The following is a 16,365-nucleotide window of genomic DNA, read 5'->3' as shown; positions in this document are numbered from 1 at the left end:
CCTAGAAAAAGCAGTTCGTCCACGAAAAACACCAAAAGCACGAAAAGAATCAAGGAGATAATAAGCTTAAGATGGCCACCCGAAAGGTGAATAAAGAAAAACATCAAGCTCTTGATTTAGTTCGTGTCTTTCGTTATTTTCGTGGATAGACTGAGGTTTTAATGATGCAGGAGGTTCAAATGATTTCCAGAACTTTGTCCCGGATGGTTTTTCTGATGGCTTCCGGCTTTTTGCTGAGCGCCTGCGGCAGTCAGCTCAGCATTGAGAACTACAACAAGCTGCAGACCGGTCAGGCCTACGAAGAGGTCAGGCAGATCATCGGCGAGCCAACGCGTTGCGACGAAATGCTCGGCGTCCGTAGCTGTACCTGGGGCGATGAAAAGCGTGCCATCAACGTCAGCTTCGTTGGTGGAAAAGTGCTGCTGATGTCAGCCACGAATCTAAAATAAGTTCATTGCGAACCGCGCAATCGACCTCTCTGCAAGCCGCATAGAATGGCGTTCTACAAGTAGGCGTCAAGGAAAGCCAATGAATACGCCACTCTTCAGGAATATGGCTTGCAGATCGCCTATCCATGCGGGCTGCAGTTCGCTGCATTCAGGCCACCGGCTGCATCGGCCGTGAAGCGCGCAGCCATTCGGCAACTTCGCTCAGGTCGTCGAGTTCGACCTCGCTGCCGAAACTGCCGTCCTCCTTCACCCAGCGCAGGCGTGACTGATCCTTGGTGAGGAACAGAACTTTCCCGTACCACGCCGGGACATGTTTGGCTTTACGCGCCGCATCCTTGACGTTTTCCTTGGTTTCGATCAAGCGGATGATCGGCTGGTCGCCTGGAAAATGCTCCAGGCAGACCACGAAATCCGGATGGAAAAAGTTGCGGTGTTCGCCGCGCACCAGCCTCACCGAGTAGGGTTTGCGATCCGGGTTGCGGTGCCACCAGGCAACAAAATCGGAGCGATCCAGCGCCTTGGCAAAGGCCAGTTCTTCACCATTCAGCGTCGCGCTGCCATCGTAGGCGTCGGTAAAATAGCCCCCTGTTTTTCCTGACTGATCGCACATCGACCATTGTCGTCCGGCCATCAAGGCGCGGTCGTCCAGCATCAACACCTGCTCGACGCTGGCCCGTTCGTCACTGCTCGGTGGCAGCACGCCGAAGATATTCTTGCGCGATGCCTTTAGCGGAAGGTCGGTCGGGAACAGCATCGCGTCGGGCAGCGGCCCGGCGTCTATCGTTTCCGACTGGTCGGCAATCGCCTCGTGCATGGCTTCCGCCAGGAAATCGGTCTGGCGCAAGGCAACCCAATGCGCGGCATCGCGGGCAGATCGCTGCAATAATTTCTCGTCCGCTACCTGGTCGTCGGCAAAATCGTCAAACGCTTCGCGGACCAAGGGCAGCATGCGCTGCGACAGCACCTCGATAATGATGCGGCAGTCCTCGTCTTCGACCTGCGGCAGACTACGCAAGGATTGCAAGGCTTCGCGCGCCAGTGCATTGCGATCGGTGACGATCTGCACTACCTCGTCATGGATGGCATGGGTCGTCAGTTCGGTATGGGTTTCGGTTTCCTTGAGCTTGTTCAGCGCCACTTTGATCGCATCCGCCGCCAGCTTGTTCGGAATGTCGAGTTTGGCGGCCACGTTACGGGAAATCTTGCTCATGTCCGCCATCTCGGGGCGTTGTTCCCGTTTCAGGGCATGCGGCAGATTACGCGCCGATGTTGTGCGTTGATAGGCCCTCAAACCGCGTTCGGCCAGGGCAAGAATCAACTCTTGCGCGTTCACTGGCGGCACCGCCGCTGACGTTTTTGCCAAGCCATATCCTGAGGCATGGACGGGGAGCGAAGGCTGCAACTCATCCAGCTCGTTTTCACTGCTGCCTGCGAACATGTCGGGTTGCTGACCATGCACGATGCGCGTCGCCAAAGGGTCGCCGGATTCTGAGGCAATCGGCGCCTCACGGCCCGGCAGGGGCAAGTCGTAAGTGAGCGGGGCTTGTGGCGTTGCGCGGTTGGTAATGACCACCGCGCCGGAAACCGTCTGCCGGATCACCAGCTTCTCGGTTTGCCCTTCGAGCTGACTCTTGATCTGGCTGGTGGCCAGCACCGCCGCCTCGAAACCGCTCTGCGCCTCGGCATTGGCCAGATAGACAAAGGCCGTGTCGAGATCAGCCGGAATGTTTTCGGTTTTTGCATAGCGGGCTCGAATCGCCTTGGAAACCCGCATCACACGGCCGATGAACTGCATGGCAAAGTCCGGATCATTCACAGTTTTCGTCGAAGCCAGCACAAAAGCGCGTGGCGCATCGAAGCCGGTGCCGGCCGACTGCTTGAAGATCAGCACTTCCTTGCCGGGGTTATTGGCAATCGCGGCCATCAGTACCGGGTCCGGTTCGTCGGCAGAATGCTTGCCGATGGCGGGGGGAGGCACACCACAAAGATGCACCAGATCCTGCTCGGCTTCCTCGACGGTTTTTTCTCCGTTGGCAACCTGCACCAGCATCAAGGGAGTCAGGTTGATCCCGGCCTCGGCGAGTTGGCGTTTCAACTTCTGGTTGCGCTTCCATGCTTGCCGCAACACCGTGCGTTTCAAATCGACAACTGACTGCACGCTCTGCCGCAAGTCATAAACGATAGCCTCGATGTAACGCTTGTTCAGCCGCGCCGCCACCACTTCGTCGCGGCTGACGGTAAAGGATTCAAACTCCGATTTATCGGCGCTGGCGAGGAATTCCAGCAGGCGCTGGTCTTTCGGCGTGGCCGTGGCCATGATCAGGTAATCCGGATGTAGCCACTGCGCGAACTTGCCGAACTCGGTCGCTTTGTCCAGCGCGATATGTGCCTCGTCGACCACCATGCCGATGTGCAGCTTTTGCGCTCGAGCCCGCGCCACCAGTTCGGCCAGCGTGCGCGTATCGTCGTCACCGTCGGCGTTGTAACCCTTGGTGCGCGATTGCGCCCTGGCGACGGCCTGCACCGTCGAGATCAGCACCTGCCCGGCGGCGGCCTCCTGATTACGCCCGTGTGTCAGCAATTGCGGGCTCAGGTCGTTGGCGTTGGCGGCCAGCGCATCGAGCGTCTGCGCCACCAGATTGACAAAAGGCACAAACCAGAACCACAACACGCCACGTTCGGCGCTGACGTTGGTCAGCACCCGCGCCAGCATGAAAGTCTTGCCCGACCCCGTCGGCGCACGCAACAGACAGGGTGGCGGGTTGTGGCGCAGCAGCGCTCGGCCAAGGTTGGTGATGATTTCCGACTGAAAACGCTCCGGCTCGTTGGCGGCTGATTGCGCGGTGAGAATGTCGAGTTGGGTCATTCTTGAAGCCTCTTTTTTGTGTTCATAACAGACCAACCTGAAATTCGTCATTCCGGGCTTGACCCGGAATCCAGTAGTGCGGCACTGGATTCCGGCTTTCGCCGGAATGACGGTTCATGAAGGTTGGTCGGGATTGCTTTTCTCGCGTGCCGCCTCCAGTAGCGCGCGATCTCGTTCCAGTTCAGCGCGCAAATCCTCTTCGCTGGGCAGAATCAAGCTGTACTGGCTGGCGAAAAGCTGCGAGCTGCTCGCCAGTTGAGAATACTTGGCGACAGCAGAATTGCGCTCCGAACTGAGAATCAGGCCAATCGTCGGGTTGTCGCCGGCCGTGCGCAGTTGCTCATCACAAATACGCACGTACATGTCCATTTGCCCAACATCCTGATGCGTCAGCTCACCGATTTTCAGATCGATCAGCACGAAACATTTCAACAGGTAGTTGTAGAACACCAGGTCAATGAAAAAGTCGTAGCCCTCGGCGTGCAGCCGCTTCTGTCGCGCCACGAAAGCGAAGCCCTTGCCGAGTTCCATCAGGAACTGCTGCAAGCGGTCTATAAGCCCCTGTTCCACATCCTTTTCGTAAAGCTGCGGGCTCGCTTGTACGCCAAGAAATTCGAGTACATACGGGTCGCGAATGAAATCGCGCGGGTCGTTCGGCGCTTCCTCGGCAATTTTGGCGATGGCTTCCTGGCGAACAGGTTCAGGCTCGCGGCTGGACAGCAGGCGCTCATAAAACAGCGTTCCGATCTGCCGATCCAGCGCCCGCACGCTCCAGCCTTGGGTGGCTGCCTCGTTGGCGTACCAGGTGCGCGCGGCAACATTGTTTACGCGTAGCAATTGGCGAAAATGAGACCAGCTCAGTTTTCCCAGCGTCGATTGGTCACACAGCGTGTGACCAATCGGGAACGCCAGGTAAAACTGCCGGAAGAGTTTCAGATTGGTGGTCGAAAAACCTGCGCCAAATTCCGCCGTCAGCCGTTTGGCCAGATCGGGCAACACCCGCTTGCCATACTCGGCGCGCTGTTCGCCGCCCTGTTCGTCTTCCACGATCAGTCGGCCGACTTGCCAGTAGGCTTGCACCATTGCATCGTTCACCGCGCGGCGCGCCTGCGTTTGCGCCGAGGCCAGCACCTCGCGAATGCCAGCGTATAAATCCGTGCGGCTCAGTTCATTCATGTAATTTTCCCCCGCCGCCCTGGCCGCCTTGGCCACGTGTCAGCGCGTCGAGCAGCCCGTAACAGTTGGCCTCGATGTCGCGAGCGGCGAGCGCTGCCGCCAGCGATTCCGGGCGCGGTGACCAGATCGCCAGCCGCGCCACGCCCGAAGTGGGTAGCCAATTGACCAGCGCATCGAGCACGGCGGCGTTCACCTCGGGCAATACCAGATGCGCACAGTCGCCCGACTGGCCGATCAGCCGCAGGCCCGGCTTGATCTCGGTGGCCGTCAGGGCACAACCGTAAAGGCGCAGCGCCAGCAACTGGCAGGCGTGTTCAGCGCTGGCGTCGAAACTCACATCGGCCGGCTCGATCAGGTCGAGTTGCAGGTAAGCGAATGCATCATCCCGGCTCGCCTTGCCGCCGTAGCCCTGCAACACGCGGCGCATGCGTTCGGCGCAGACATCGCGGCACAGGTTCTTGTCCGGTTCCTTGCTCGTCGCCTCGGTGCTGGAGCAGAGAATGAAGCGGCGCTGGCCGTTGTCTTCTGCGTTCAGCTCAAGCACCGCGTGGCCGGTGGTGGCACTGCCGGCAAAGAAATCGAGCACGATGTCACCGGGCCGGGTGGCTTGCTGCAGCAGGTTTTTGATCAGTGACAGCGGCTTGGCGTAGTTGAAGGCGCGGTCGCCGAAAATTTCCGCGACAATGCGCGCGCCTTCCTGGTTGGTGCTGGAAACGAAGCTGCTTTCCGCTTCGTAGGCGCCGTCCTCGGAGGCTGGCACCACCCAGCTCGATAGCGGCTGCGTCTGGTTGCGCAAGTCGGCCTTGTAGCGCTTGAAACGAGGACGGCCAAAACCTACCGGGCGCCCGACCCAGAACTCCAGATTAGGCAAGTCGCGACGTAGCGCGGGGTTCTTGCCAATTTTTGGCACTTCGCCGGCGTCAATCGCGGCGAGCAATGCGTCCATGGTTGGCCAGGTTTCGACGCGTTGATCGACCGGCGGGAAGATGATTTGGCCGAGTTCAATGAATTCTTCCATCGTTTTAGCCTGCACGGTCTGGTCTGCCTTCAGGCGGCTTTCCGAGGCATAAACCCAGACGCGATCCGGGTTGGGCGGGTAGGCGATATCGGTACTTGGGTCGAGCAGCGGGTAGTAGAGATTGGGGCGTTCCCTCCAGGAAAAACCAAGTGTCAGATCGCTAGACATCCAATCGCCGCGCGGGTCATTGTCCGAGTTACTGTACGCGTCGTAGCTTTTGGCAAAGCCGTTGAAACTGAAACCGGGGTTGCCATAAACCAGTACGTGTTCGTGATCGACGCTGAGAAAGCACTGCTGGTCGGCGTTCGAACCTTGCCGGGTGCGCCAGGTGATGGTGCCCAGCCGCCGCCCCGGAAAAACCTCGTCCATCAACAATTCCAGCCGCGCCCGGTTTTCATCGTTGATCGAGACCAAAATCACGCCGTCCGGCGTCAAAAGATCACGCGCCAGCGTCAGCCGGCGATAGAGGAATTCCAGCCATTGCGAGTGCCGCCAGCGGTCGTTGGCGCCGACGTAATGGTCGTTGTATACCCAGTCCTTGTTGCCGGTGTTGTAAGGCGGATCGATGTAGATGACGCGAATTTTGCCGCGATGCGTGGCTTGCAACAGGCGCAGGGCGTCGTAATTGTCGCCCTCGATGATCAGGTTTTTCAGCACCGCGGCCTGGCCGTCACCGAAATGGCATTGTTCCGGGATCAGGCGCGGAAAAACCAGATTGGCGTTGAGCGCCTGATCGCGCTCGACGGCGCTCGATTCCCAGTACAGCCCGAGCTTTTGCCGGGTCAGGTGGTCCACCAGGAGGCGGCGCAATTCAGGCGCATTGAGCGCATTCAATTGAGCGAGCAGATCGGTATGCTTCTGGCTCATGCTTTTGATTCTTTCTTATGGTGTTGAAGCAAACACTGGATGAAGAGCAGTGGCCCTGGAGTCCGCATGGAATGGCGTTCTGCAAGCAGCTATCAATGAGTGCCAATGAATACGCCACTGTTCAGGCCTATGTCTTGCAGATCGCCTATCCATGCGGGCTGCAGCCATACAGCATTTGAAAGAAGTTTGCAGTTTACTCGAAGTGAAAAAGCCGAAGCGCAATGCTTCGGCTTTTCATCGGTAAGCGCTCGACCCTGTTCCTTCAGATCATTTCTGAACCGGTGAATGGAGCGCTGCCATCTCTTTCATGGCCTTTTCCATGGCGGCCTGGTCGCCAGACTGTTGAGCTTTTTCAAGCTTTTTCCCGGCTTCTTCCATGCGCTTGCTCCAGTCGTCCATCTTGGTGACGTCGAGCTTGACGGTGCCTTGCGGTGTATCAATCGATACCATCGGAGCTTGTCCGCCGGCGCCGATCTGCATCGAGGGGCCGGGCGTCACGAGTTGGGTGACGGCGCCGATGACGGCGCCGGCGATTACGCCGCAGACCAGCAGCACAGCGGTATAGGGCAGGGCTTTCTCCGGCGGCGCTTTCATCAGTACCGGAATGCCGAGAAAGAGCAGGTAGATGGAATACAGCGCGGCCAGCAGTCCCAGCATCGATAGCGCCGGAATCACCGAGAAGATGCCGCCGATCATGCCCGCGGTGCTGCCAAAAACAACGAGTTTGAGCGCCATGATCGGGTTCTTCTGGCCGCCGAAGGTGGGCGCCAAGGCATCGGCGATCAGGGCCAGTACATAAACCATGACCAGCGACAGCACGTAGCCGACAATCATATTGACCAGGCCACTGAGCAGCGGGATGCGCATCGACATCCCCATGGCATTGACGCCGATCAGCGACATGCCGATGAACCCGGCGATTGCCGGAATCAGCGCGAGAAGCATCAGGTACTGCGTGTAGAGGGTGGCGGTATCGGCTGGTTCGGCTTCGATGACCGGCCAGGTTTGCTTCGGCGTGAGCAGGATATCCTTGACGCGTTGAACGAGATTCATGATCTGACTTTCGTTGGCGGGTGAGTGGGAAGTAAGCGCGGTTCGGCGGTAGCGCGGCAAGCTTACTCCTCTTTTATTAGTTTGTGATATCAATGTGTTGGGGCCAAAAGGAAAGCCCCGACTGCGTTGTCGCAGACGGGGCTTTCGTGAAGGAGACTCGCTGGCGCCGATCGTTCGGCGCCAGCGTGAGTGGCTTACAGTTCCTTGGCGTGGGCGGCCAGATACTCGGCAACGCCAGCCGTCGAAGCCTTCATGCCGGCCTTGCCTTTGTTCCAGCCGGCCGGGCAGACTTCGCCATGCTCTTCGGTAAATTGCAGGGCGTCGACCATGCGCAGCATTTCGTCGACATTGCGGCCGAGCGGCAGGTCGTTGACCACCTGGTGACGCACGGCGCCCTTCTTGTCGATCAGGAAGGAGCCACGGAAGGCAACGCCGGCGGCACCGAATTCGACGTCGTAGGCACGGCAGATTTCGTGCTTGATGTCGGCGATCAGCGGGTACTGTACCTGCCCGATGCCGCCATTGTTGACCGGGGTGTTTTTCCAGGCGAGGTGGGTGAATTGCGAGTCGATCGAGACGCCGATGACTTCGACGCCACGCTGCTTGAACTCGGCCAGGCGGTGATCGAAGGCGATCAGTTCGGACGGGCAGACGAAGGTGAAGTCGAGCGGATAAAAGAAAATAACCGTATATTTTCCACTGGTTTCAGCAGACAGGGTGAAACTGCGGATTTCATTGTTGCCCATGACGGCATTTGCAGTGAAATCGGGGGCTTGTTTGCCAACGAGTACGGCCATAGTGCTTCTCCTTGAATCGGTTGTTGTTGAAAAGAGTGAAGACAAGAAATGGACGAGAACCGGATCCAGTGACGATTAGTCAGCATTGCGGTCCGGCAAGTTCCCGGCAAATCAAAAAGTAGGCCTTTGCTCAAAGCTGACTGATATGGCATGGTTTTCGGCACTGGGCTCGTTGCGGCTGAGCAAGCGTTCGACATGCGCTGCTGGCGGACCACGATATGCCCAGGTGGTGAGTGCTTCCACCGCCTCCGGGGTGCCGCAAATCAAGGCCTCGACGCTCCCGTCGCTACGGTTGCGCACCCAGCCGCTGAGCCCGAGTGCTTTCGCTTCGGCACTAAGCGACCAGCGGTAGCCGACGCCTTGAACACGTCCGTAGATGGAGAGATGGCGAGTGATATATGCCATGGTGAAGGCGGGCTGATAGCAATCCACGTAGAAAGGCAAGAGATTGAAATTTACCACCAAGTCACAAGGGACGCCAAGAATGATCAGGAAGAACAAAATGGCAGCTTAGGGAAAAACCGGGAATCGGAAGCATGGTGACTGCAGCGAGCAACATCAGAATGCGCTGATGAGTGCTGGCGCGGTGGCCTGGATCGGCGCCACGGCCCTGCCGAGAGCACGCTGGATTCGGTCGAGAAGGCCATGGTAAAGTTGGCAGGCTCGGCAGTGCAGTGGATGCTGGAGCGAAGCGCTGTATTTGCCAGCTTCGAGATTGATACTTTGTTTCACTTGGACAAAAAAGGAAAAGTAGTTCATGGACCGACTGATTCGTTACGAGCACGGCATTTACGCCTTCGATGCGGGCTATGTTCGCCCGCTGCTGGCGTCGATTCATCTGGTGGTCGAAAACGGCCATGCCGCGTTCGTCGACACCGGCAATAACGAATCGCTGCCGGCCGCGCTGGCGGCGCTCGATACCCTCGGTCTGCCTGTCGAAAGTGTCGACTACGTCATTCTCACGCATATCCATCTCGATCATGCCGGTGGCGCCGGGGCGATGATGCGTGCTTTTCCCAATGCGCGTCTGGTGGTTCATCCGCGTGGCGCGCGGCACATGGCCGATCCGTCTAAATTGATCGCCGGGGCGAATGCGGTCTACGGCGCAGCCGAAGTGTATCGGCTCTATGGTGATGTATTGCCCATCGACGAATCAAGAATCATCGAGGCGGCACATGAACTGAAGGTCGACCTGGCCGGCCGGGAATTCATTTGTCTTGATACGCCGGGGCACGCCAAGCATCACATCAGCATTGTCGATCGCAGGAGCCGGGGTATCTTTACCGGCGATACTTTCGGGCTCTCCTATCGCGAACTGGACACCGATGGCCGACAGTTCATCTTCCCGACAACGACGCCAATCCAGTTCGACCCGGTGGCGTTGCACGCCTCGCTTGACCTGCTCATGAGCTATCAGCCGGAGGCCATGTATCTGACTCATTTCAGCCAGGTCAGGGACGTTGCTGCAAAGGCGCTTGAACTGCACCGGCTGATCGACGCCCATCTGGAGATTGCCCGGCGTGAGCAGAATGCCGGCCCGGACAGACTATCCCGTATTCGTGACGGACTTGCACGGCTGTTGATCGACCAGAGCACGCTTTTCGGCTGCCGCTTGCCACCCGCTGAAATTCTCGAAATCTTTGCCACAGATCTCGATCTGAATGCGCAAGGGCTTGTCGTCTGGCTTGATTCGCTGCCTTGATTGAAAGTTAGCGCAACAGCCTGCGGTTCCAGAAAACGAGCGTCATGCTGATCGCTACACCCGCCATCAGTGCCAGAGTTTGCCAAAAGCCGTTGGGCTGATCCAGCCAGGGCATGGTGTGAAAGTTCATTCCGAAAATGCCCGAGATCAGTGTTGCCGGCATGAAAAGGGTGGCGACCACCGTCAGCAGGCGCACTTCAACGTTGACCCGGTTGCTGACGGTGGTGAGATAGATATCCAGCAGCCCGGTGAGCAGGTCGCGCTGGTCTTCAAGCGATTCGAGCACGTGCACGGTGTGATCGTAAACGTCGCGTAAATAGAGCAAGGTCTCCGGGCGAAAGAAATCAGACTGGCCGTGGTAAAGCGTGGTCAGCGTTTCGCGCAGCGGCCATAGCGTGCGGCGCAGACGCATTACGTGTCGTTTCAGTTCATGGATTTGCTGCAGGGTTTTCGTCTGCGGATTGTTGAGGATTTCTTCTTCCAGATCTTCGGCGCTTTCGCTGAATCGCTCAATTACCGTGAAATAGCTGTCGACGATGGAATCCAGCATCGAATAGGCCAGATAGTCGCTACCGACGCGGCGCATCGGGCTTTTCTCGGCACGCAGTCGCTGGCGAATCGGCGCGAAAGTACCGGTTGGCCGTTCCTGAAACGTGAGTACGAAATCGCGTCCGATGACCAGGCTGATCTGGTCCGTGGTCACATCAAGCCGTTCGCGATCCGCGTCGTAAATATGCACGACGATGAACAGGTAGTCGTCAAAATCATCAACTTTCGGCCGCTGGTCGGTGTTGAGAATGTCCTCGATGACTAAAGGATGCAGTCCGAAACGCTCGCCGATGGCGCTGAGCAGTGCGCCATCGTGCACCCCGTGAATGTTCAGCCAGCGCACGCCCGGCCCGCGCGGTAAAGCATCGAGGGCGGCAAGGTCGAGGAGTTCATGTTCAGCAAACGAGTCCGGCGAAAAATCGATCAACGACAGCAAAGGCGCTGGCGTCTTGATCTCGCCAAGATGCACCAGCGCACCCGGTGGCAGGCCGATTTTGCTTGAGCGCAGCTTTTTCTTCAGCCGGGGCATGTTCCGGTCGCCAGATATCTCAAAACTTCAGCCGCAGCAAACAGGCCGAAGGGTGCGGTTACGCAAACCGACGAACCGAAACCGGCGCAGTTGAGCCCGGACAGCATTGGCGGCTCATCGCAACTTGCTCCGCTTTCAGGATAGCGTAGCGGTTCGTTTGAAAACACGGCCGGGATGCCGAATTTCCTTTTCGCATCGCGCGTAAACCCGTATTCCTTGCGCAACAGCGCGCGCACCCGGGAAAGCAGCGGATCCTGGATGGTGCGTGCCAGATCGGTGATTTCGATGCGCGTCGGGTCGATCTGACCGCCTGCACCGCCGGAAGTGATCAGGGGTATTTCGCGAGTCTTGCACCAGGCAATCATTGCCGCCTTGGTGCGCACCTGATCAATGGCATCGATCACGTAGTCGAAACCCTTGTCGAGCAACTGATCCAGATTGTCGGGCGTTACAAAGTCCTCGACCTCGTTGATCCGGCAAGCCGGATTGATGGCCAGGATACGTTCTGCCATGGCCAGCGTCTTGGCCTTGCCAAAGGCATCGCCGAGCGCGTGGATCTGCCGATTGACGTTCGACTCGGCCACCATGTCAAGGTCGATCAGGGTGATCTGGCCGATCGCGGAGCGTGCCAGCGCTTCCGAAGCCCATGAACCGACGCCGCCAATCCCGACCACGCAAACGTGCGCGGCCTGAAAGCGCTCCAGCGCATCGGCGCCGTAAAGCCTTTGTATCCCCCCAAAGCGCCGAGCCAGGTCGGCGCCATTGCCGGTTACCTGGCTGCTCATCTGGCCTCAACCGTGCGCCGGATGACCTTGTTGAACGGCTCGATCCATTCGGGCGCAAACTGGTTGTCACAGGCGTTGATCTCGGCAATGGCACGCAGCACCGAGCGGTTCTTGCCGCGGTGAATGTGCTTGAGCATGACCGCTTCGAAGGCATCCACAATTGCCAGGATATTTGCGCCGGCGCAAATATCCTGCGCCTCGAAGCCCATCGGGTAGCCTTCGCCATCGGGCATTTCATGGTGCTGCGCCACCATTTTGGCGGCTTCGTCCCAGCCGTCCATGCGCGAGAGAATTCCGGCACCGTAATCCGGGTGCGTGCGCAGCATCTGTTTTTCTTCCGCCGACATGTGCTCCAGTTTCAACCATACTGATTCCGGCAGAAACATCATTCCGATGTCGTGCATGTAAACGGCCGCTTCCAGTTGCATCGGATCAACCGCCTTGTCGCGCATCTGATTGGTTTCCATGGCCAAACGCAGCAGGCGCATGGTGCGTCCCTTGAACAGCAGGGAGCGCGCCTCAAGCTGGTTGGCCAGGGTGCGGAAGAAGCGCAGGTCGTCTGCCGCTTGCGACTTTGACTTGCTGGAAATGGATGAGGCGCGGCCACGTATCAAATTGGAAGCTTCAGCGGCGGGACGGAAACCGGTGACGGCTTCAATCAGCTCACCGGCGCACTCGTCCATGTCGGGGGCGGCTGCCAGGGCCAGTTTGTCGAGTCCATTCACCAGATTCAGCAGGCGCAGGGCGTCGAGCGATTTGCCGGAGAGCAGGGCTTCAGCCGCCAGTTCCAGGCGGTCAATCGCCAGTAGAACCGCCTCGGCAATGATGTCGCTGAACACGATTTCGTCGTTGCGGAAACGCGCCAGCACCGTTTCGATCGGATGCACAATGGCCACCGCCAGTTCGACTTTGCACAGCGTCGCGTCGCCCTTGATGTTGTGGATGGCACGGAAAAGGCTGCTGATCACTTCGCGGTCTTCAGGGGTGTTCTTCAGGCGGGCGATATCGCGTTCGATGTTTGGCGCGAGATCACTCAGTGACTCAATAAACTCTTCCAGAGCCGCTTTGTCGGTTATCACGGGTGCAATGATCGAGCGAATGTCCATAAGGCTTCTCCCCGGCGTTTTTATTGCAGCAAGTTTAGCCGAAAGCCGGGTCAAGGGGTAACGCATGTGTTTTTTACCAGCAGATACGTGTTGAACTGGTTCCCAAGGCTCGGCTGGTCTACACTCCACCTTTCAAATTTATGAGGGGAAATCATGTCTATCATTACTACCGAATCCGGTCTGCAGATCGAGGAAATCAAGGTTGGCGAGGGCGACAACGCCAGCACTGGCCAGTTTGTCAGTGTTCATTACACCGGCTGGCTGACCAACGGCACCAAATTCGATTCGAGCAAGGATCGCGACGAGCCCTTCGAGTTCCCGCTTGGCCAGCGCAACGTGATTGCCGGCTGGGATGAAGGCGTGCAAGGCATGCGCATCGGTGGCGTGCGCAAATTGACCATCCCGCCGCAACTCGGCTACGGTGCGCGCGGAGCAGGTGGCGTGATTCCGCCGAATGCCACGCTGGTGTTCGAAGTCGAACTGCTCGACATCAACTGATCGATGGCCGTTACACCGCGTAAAACCCTGGGCTTGCCGACCACCGGCCGGAGCCAGGAAGCAGCAGCCGACAACCCTCGCAGGCCGGTGCGTGGCGGTGCCGCTTTCGTCAAGCGCCGGCCAGCCTCTGATGAGTCCTTAATCCGACCGCCACAGGCCGCAAAAGCCCCGTCACAACAAAAGCCGCGCGGCACACCCTCGCGCGCGCCCGTCGTTGCGAAGACTTCCCCCGCCCGCCCGCTATCTGCTCCTGTGCTCGACAAGACTCCACAGAGCGGTGTGCGCGTTTCCAAATTGATGGCCGAGCGCGGACTGTGTTCACGGCGGGAGGCGGATTCCTATATCGAGCGGGGCTGGGTTTTCGTCAATGGTGAGCGCCTCACTGAACTGGGTACGCGCGCCGACCCTTCAGTCACCATCAAGCTGGACAAGGGCGCACGTGCGGCGCAGCAACAGCAGATGACCATTCTGCTGCACAAACCGGTCGGCTATGTCTCCGGGCAGCCCGAACCGGGCTTCACGCCCGCCGTTACGCTGGTGCAGCCGGAGAATCAATACCGCACGCCCGATACCCCGCTTTTCCATGCCTCACACCTGAAAGGGCTGGCGCCCGCCGGGCGTCTGGATATCGACTCGACCGGCCTGCTGGTGTTGACGCAGGATGGCCGTGTGGCGCGGCAGTTGATTGGCGAAAACTCGACTGTCGATAAGGAGTATCTGGTGCGTGTCGAAGGTCGGCTCGACGCCAGAGGGCTGGCGCTGTTGAACCATGGCCTCAGTCTCGACGAGCGGAAGCTCAAGCCGGCCAAGGTCGAGTGGCTCAATGAGGATCAGCTTCGTTTCGTGCTGAACGAAGGGCGCAAACGGCAGATTCGCCGCATGTGCGAACTGGTCGGTCTGCGCGCCGTCGGGCTCAAGCGGGTTCGTATCGGCAAGGTGAAACTGGCTGATTTGCCACTCGGGCAGTGGCGCTTCCTGCGCGATGATGAGACGTTCTAGCCGTCTCTATGGCGGGCGGATCGAATTGGCCAATTCGCCGCTGGGTGGTTTGCGCGTGCTGCTGGCCTTGCCGTCGGCCTGATGGATTTGACATTGAGCATGGCTGTTAGCCAATAAGGACGGGCATCCTGGAGGCATTGGTCGCCAGATCAAGAATCCATGCGGCAAGCGCAGTACATGGGCTGAAGATCGCCTATCTACGCGGGTTACGCGTGTGCTCGATAAAATATTAAGCCTTTAATGCTTGGCTAAAACCCCTGAAACAACAAATCCACGGCCATCGCAATCTCATTGCGAAAACTCTCCAGGCTCCTCTCAGGCAATTTGAGTAGCGATGTCCCCGGTATTGGGCTAAGGGGAGACCATTCTGTTCGACGTAGTCATTTGAGCTTTCGAGGGCTGACTGGTTTTGCACTAGCCAGAGTTCTGTGCGTTTCTCGGCAAGCGCTAGCGCCAGGCCGGTCTCGACCGCTTTCGAAACATTGATTTTCAGCGCTCTGGCTTCAGTGAGCAGCAATTCGTTAATTGAAACATTGGTTGTCTTACGCGGTTTGTCGGCAGTTTTTCGGGAAATATTTTTCATGGCGAACTCCCAAATCAACATGAAAAATGGTCTGTTTATTGTCCCCTTAAGTCCGCTGTGCCCAGGTAAGCAACTCCTGCCAACGCTCGCTTTCCCGGCCATCAAGCATGAGCAGCGTCGCGCAACACCTCAGCGGCCCACTGGTTCAGGCTCTTCCCAGCCGCCATAGCCGCCACCAGTGCCGCTCCATGCACCTCAGGCGAAACGCGCAGCATCATCTTCCCGCTGGCCGGCTTCTCCGGCGTCTTGCCGACGCTTTTGCAGGTGTCGAGATAATCATCGACCGCCTCTACAAAAGCCGACCGCAAATCAGCCACGTTGTCCGCATGGAATCCGACCACATCGCGGATGCCAAGCACGTTGCCGACAAAAATATCGTCACGGTCGTCAAAATCGACACGGGACGTATAGCCCTTGTACTGCATGGTATTCATGGTTTCACTCCGATTAAATCCAGAAATTTACGTGCATCCTCAACCTGGTACGCCTTCGCCTCCTTGGTCGGGTTCGGACGGTGGAAAGTAGCCACGCAATCCCCGGACACAAAGCGCACCCGCGATCCGTTCCCCTCAATAACGCGACAGCCCGCCGCTAATAGCAGCGACTCAATGTCCGACCAAGGCAGGGTTCTTGTCGTTGGCTTGGCGAAGATGGCGCAAAGGATCTTGATGTGCTTTGTTTTCATGCGATTGATGATAGCTAAAAGTGCAATCAACTGCAAGCACTATCTGATAGCAAGTGGATAAGCCATGACCGCAGGGTAAATTTGTTCTAAGCATCCGCCGTCATACCGGCGAAGGCCGGTATCCAGATTCGTCCATCTGATCAAGATGTTAAAAGACATGTTTGATACTCATAGGTTCACTTGCGTTACGGCCTGCTCTCTTGTTGTTTGGAAACTCACGACCCCGTGTTACCACGACGCCGCTCCCTCATGCTACCGGGGCGTTGCGTATTCCACGCAATCTGGCGTACGGACAACTCCCCAGACGGGACTTCAACCCGCTAGATTTACTGCTGTTACTGCGAACGGTCAGCATCGCTTTTTTTTCGCGAAAAAGAATGAGGTGGTGCTGACCCTTTTTGTCGGTATTAAGCCCTCGAAAAGGACAATAGGGACGAACAAAGGTGGATAGGCCCAAGCCCCTCTGAAAAACGGTTGATGTTTTGACGGAGAGGCTTACGCCGCAAGGTTCTTGAGGAAATTTTCAGCAAAAGAAATCGTTTGTGAAATGAATGCTCGAAAGCCCCGTGGTTAGGGGCTTTCGTACGTATGCCAACTGTTTTTCAGAGGGGCTTGGGATAGGCCACGGTTTTCTGTTTCTTTGGCTCTGCTGTGCGCGGCGCCGTGAAACTACCATGAATTCGGCAACTTGAAAGTGCCAGTG

General features: G+C 57.9%; 17 protein-coding genes. 4 read left to right on the top strand and 13 right to left on the bottom strand.

What is annotated here, in order from left to right:
- The first annotated feature begins 179 nt into the window (after nt 1-179).
- Nucleotides 180-449, top strand: coding sequence for a hypothetical protein (locus ACOYNV_RS13475; protein ID WP_422900300.1), 270 nt, complete (start codon nt 180-182; stop codon nt 447-449).
- Between the two features lie 148 nt (nt 450-597).
- Here ACOYNV_RS13475 and ACOYNV_RS13470 read toward each other — a convergent pair whose 3' ends face one another.
- The 7 genes from ACOYNV_RS13470 to ACOYNV_RS13440 all read right to left on the bottom strand — a co-directional run bounded on the left by ACOYNV_RS13470 (nt 598) and on the right by ACOYNV_RS13440 (nt 8,985).
- Entirely contained in the window at nt 598-3,315 is a 2,718-nt protein-coding gene (locus tag ACOYNV_RS13470; protein ID WP_422900299.1) for a DEAD/DEAH box helicase, read from the bottom strand.
- Between the two features lie 114 nt (nt 3,316-3,429).
- Complete coding sequence (locus ACOYNV_RS13465) at nt 3,430-4,491, bottom strand: PDDEXK nuclease domain-containing protein (RefSeq protein WP_422900298.1); 1,062 nt, start codon at nt 4,489-4,491, stop codon at nt 3,430-3,432.
- Complete coding sequence (locus ACOYNV_RS13460; RefSeq protein WP_422900297.1) at nt 4,484-6,376, bottom strand: site-specific DNA-methyltransferase; 1,893 nt, start codon at nt 6,374-6,376, stop codon at nt 4,484-4,486. The genes ACOYNV_RS13465 and ACOYNV_RS13460 overlap by 8 nt, the downstream gene beginning before the upstream one ends.
- 267 nt (nt 6,377-6,643) lie before the next feature.
- Entirely contained in the window at nt 6,644-7,429 is a 786-nt protein-coding gene (locus ACOYNV_RS13455) for a Yip1 family protein (protein ID WP_422900296.1), read from the bottom strand.
- A 194-nt stretch (nt 7,430-7,623) separates the two neighbouring features.
- A complete protein-coding gene (locus ACOYNV_RS13450; protein ID WP_422900295.1) occupies nt 7,624-8,226 on the bottom strand; it encodes a peroxiredoxin in 603 nt (200 codons plus the stop codon).
- A gap of 111 nt (nt 8,227-8,337) precedes the next feature.
- A complete protein-coding gene (locus ACOYNV_RS13445; RefSeq protein ID WP_422900294.1) occupies nt 8,338-8,631 on the bottom strand; it encodes an acylphosphatase in 294 nt (97 codons plus the stop codon).
- Between the two features lie 153 nt (nt 8,632-8,784).
- Entirely contained in the window at nt 8,785-8,985 is a 201-nt protein-coding gene (locus ACOYNV_RS13440) for a hypothetical protein (protein ID WP_422900293.1), read from the bottom strand.
- Between ACOYNV_RS13440 and ACOYNV_RS13435 the strand changes: the two genes are divergently transcribed.
- On the top strand, nt 8,984-9,928 hold the full coding sequence (locus tag ACOYNV_RS13435; protein WP_422900292.1) for an MBL fold metallo-hydrolase: 945 nt from the start codon (nt 8,984-8,986) through the stop codon (nt 9,926-9,928). The two genes, ACOYNV_RS13440 and ACOYNV_RS13435, sit on opposite strands and share 2 nt — an antisense overlap.
- Nucleotides 9,929-9,935: 7 nt before the next feature.
- Here ACOYNV_RS13435 and corA read toward each other — a convergent pair whose 3' ends face one another.
- Genes corA through ACOYNV_RS13420 form a run of 3 tightly spaced genes read right to left on the bottom strand, consistent with a single transcriptional unit; the run spans nt 9,936 to nt 12,897 of the window.
- The gene (corA, locus tag ACOYNV_RS13430) at nt 9,936-11,006 is read right to left on the bottom strand and encodes a magnesium/cobalt transporter CorA (protein WP_422900291.1); all 1,071 of its coding nucleotides are present in this window, start codon (nt 11,004-11,006) and stop codon (nt 9,936-9,938) included.
- On the bottom strand, nt 10,994-11,791 hold the full coding sequence (gene tcdA / locus ACOYNV_RS13425; protein WP_422900290.1) for a tRNA cyclic N6-threonylcarbamoyladenosine(37) synthase TcdA: 798 nt from the start codon (nt 11,789-11,791) through the stop codon (nt 10,994-10,996). The genes corA and tcdA overlap by 13 nt, the downstream gene beginning before the upstream one ends.
- The gene (locus tag ACOYNV_RS13420) at nt 11,788-12,897 is read right to left on the bottom strand and encodes an HD domain-containing phosphohydrolase (protein ID WP_422900289.1); all 1,110 of its coding nucleotides are present in this window, start codon (nt 12,895-12,897) and stop codon (nt 11,788-11,790) included. Before ACOYNV_RS13420 ends, tcdA begins: the two co-directional genes overlap by 4 nt.
- A gap of 153 nt (nt 12,898-13,050) precedes the next feature.
- Between ACOYNV_RS13420 and ACOYNV_RS13415 the strand changes: the two genes are divergently transcribed.
- Nucleotides 13,051-13,395, top strand: a complete 345-nt coding sequence (locus tag ACOYNV_RS13415; RefSeq protein WP_422900288.1) for an FKBP-type peptidyl-prolyl cis-trans isomerase — start codon at nt 13,051-13,053, stop codon at nt 13,393-13,395.
- A gap of 3 nt (nt 13,396-13,398) precedes the next feature.
- Nucleotides 13,399-14,394: a pseudouridine synthase gene (locus ACOYNV_RS13410; protein WP_422900287.1), complete on the top strand. Its 996-nt coding sequence runs from the start codon at nt 13,399-13,401 to the stop codon at nt 14,392-14,394.
- A 229-nt stretch (nt 14,395-14,623) separates the two neighbouring features.
- On the opposite strand, the gene ACOYNV_RS13405 is transcribed toward ACOYNV_RS13410, so the two are convergent.
- The 3 genes from ACOYNV_RS13405 to ACOYNV_RS13395 form a co-directional block, all read right to left on the bottom strand.
- Complete coding sequence (locus tag ACOYNV_RS13405; RefSeq protein WP_422900286.1) at nt 14,624-14,977, bottom strand: type II toxin-antitoxin system CcdA family antitoxin; 354 nt, start codon at nt 14,975-14,977, stop codon at nt 14,624-14,626.
- A gap of 101 nt (nt 14,978-15,078) precedes the next feature.
- Nucleotides 15,079-15,411, bottom strand: coding sequence for a type II toxin-antitoxin system HicB family antitoxin (locus tag ACOYNV_RS13400; protein ID WP_422900285.1), 333 nt, complete (start codon nt 15,409-15,411; stop codon nt 15,079-15,081).
- Nucleotides 15,408-15,698, bottom strand: a complete 291-nt coding sequence (locus ACOYNV_RS13395) for a type II toxin-antitoxin system HicA family toxin (RefSeq protein ID WP_422900284.1) — start codon at nt 15,696-15,698, stop codon at nt 15,408-15,410. Before ACOYNV_RS13395 ends, ACOYNV_RS13400 begins: the two co-directional genes overlap by 4 nt.
- Nucleotides 15,699-16,365 lie beyond the last annotated feature (667 nt).

The sequence above is a fragment of the Propionivibrio sp. genome (genome assembly GCF_049316945.1).
Taxonomy (GTDB): domain Bacteria; phylum Pseudomonadota; class Gammaproteobacteria; order Burkholderiales; family Rhodocyclaceae; genus Propionivibrio.
This window is presented reverse-complemented; position numbering and strand designations above follow the sequence as displayed.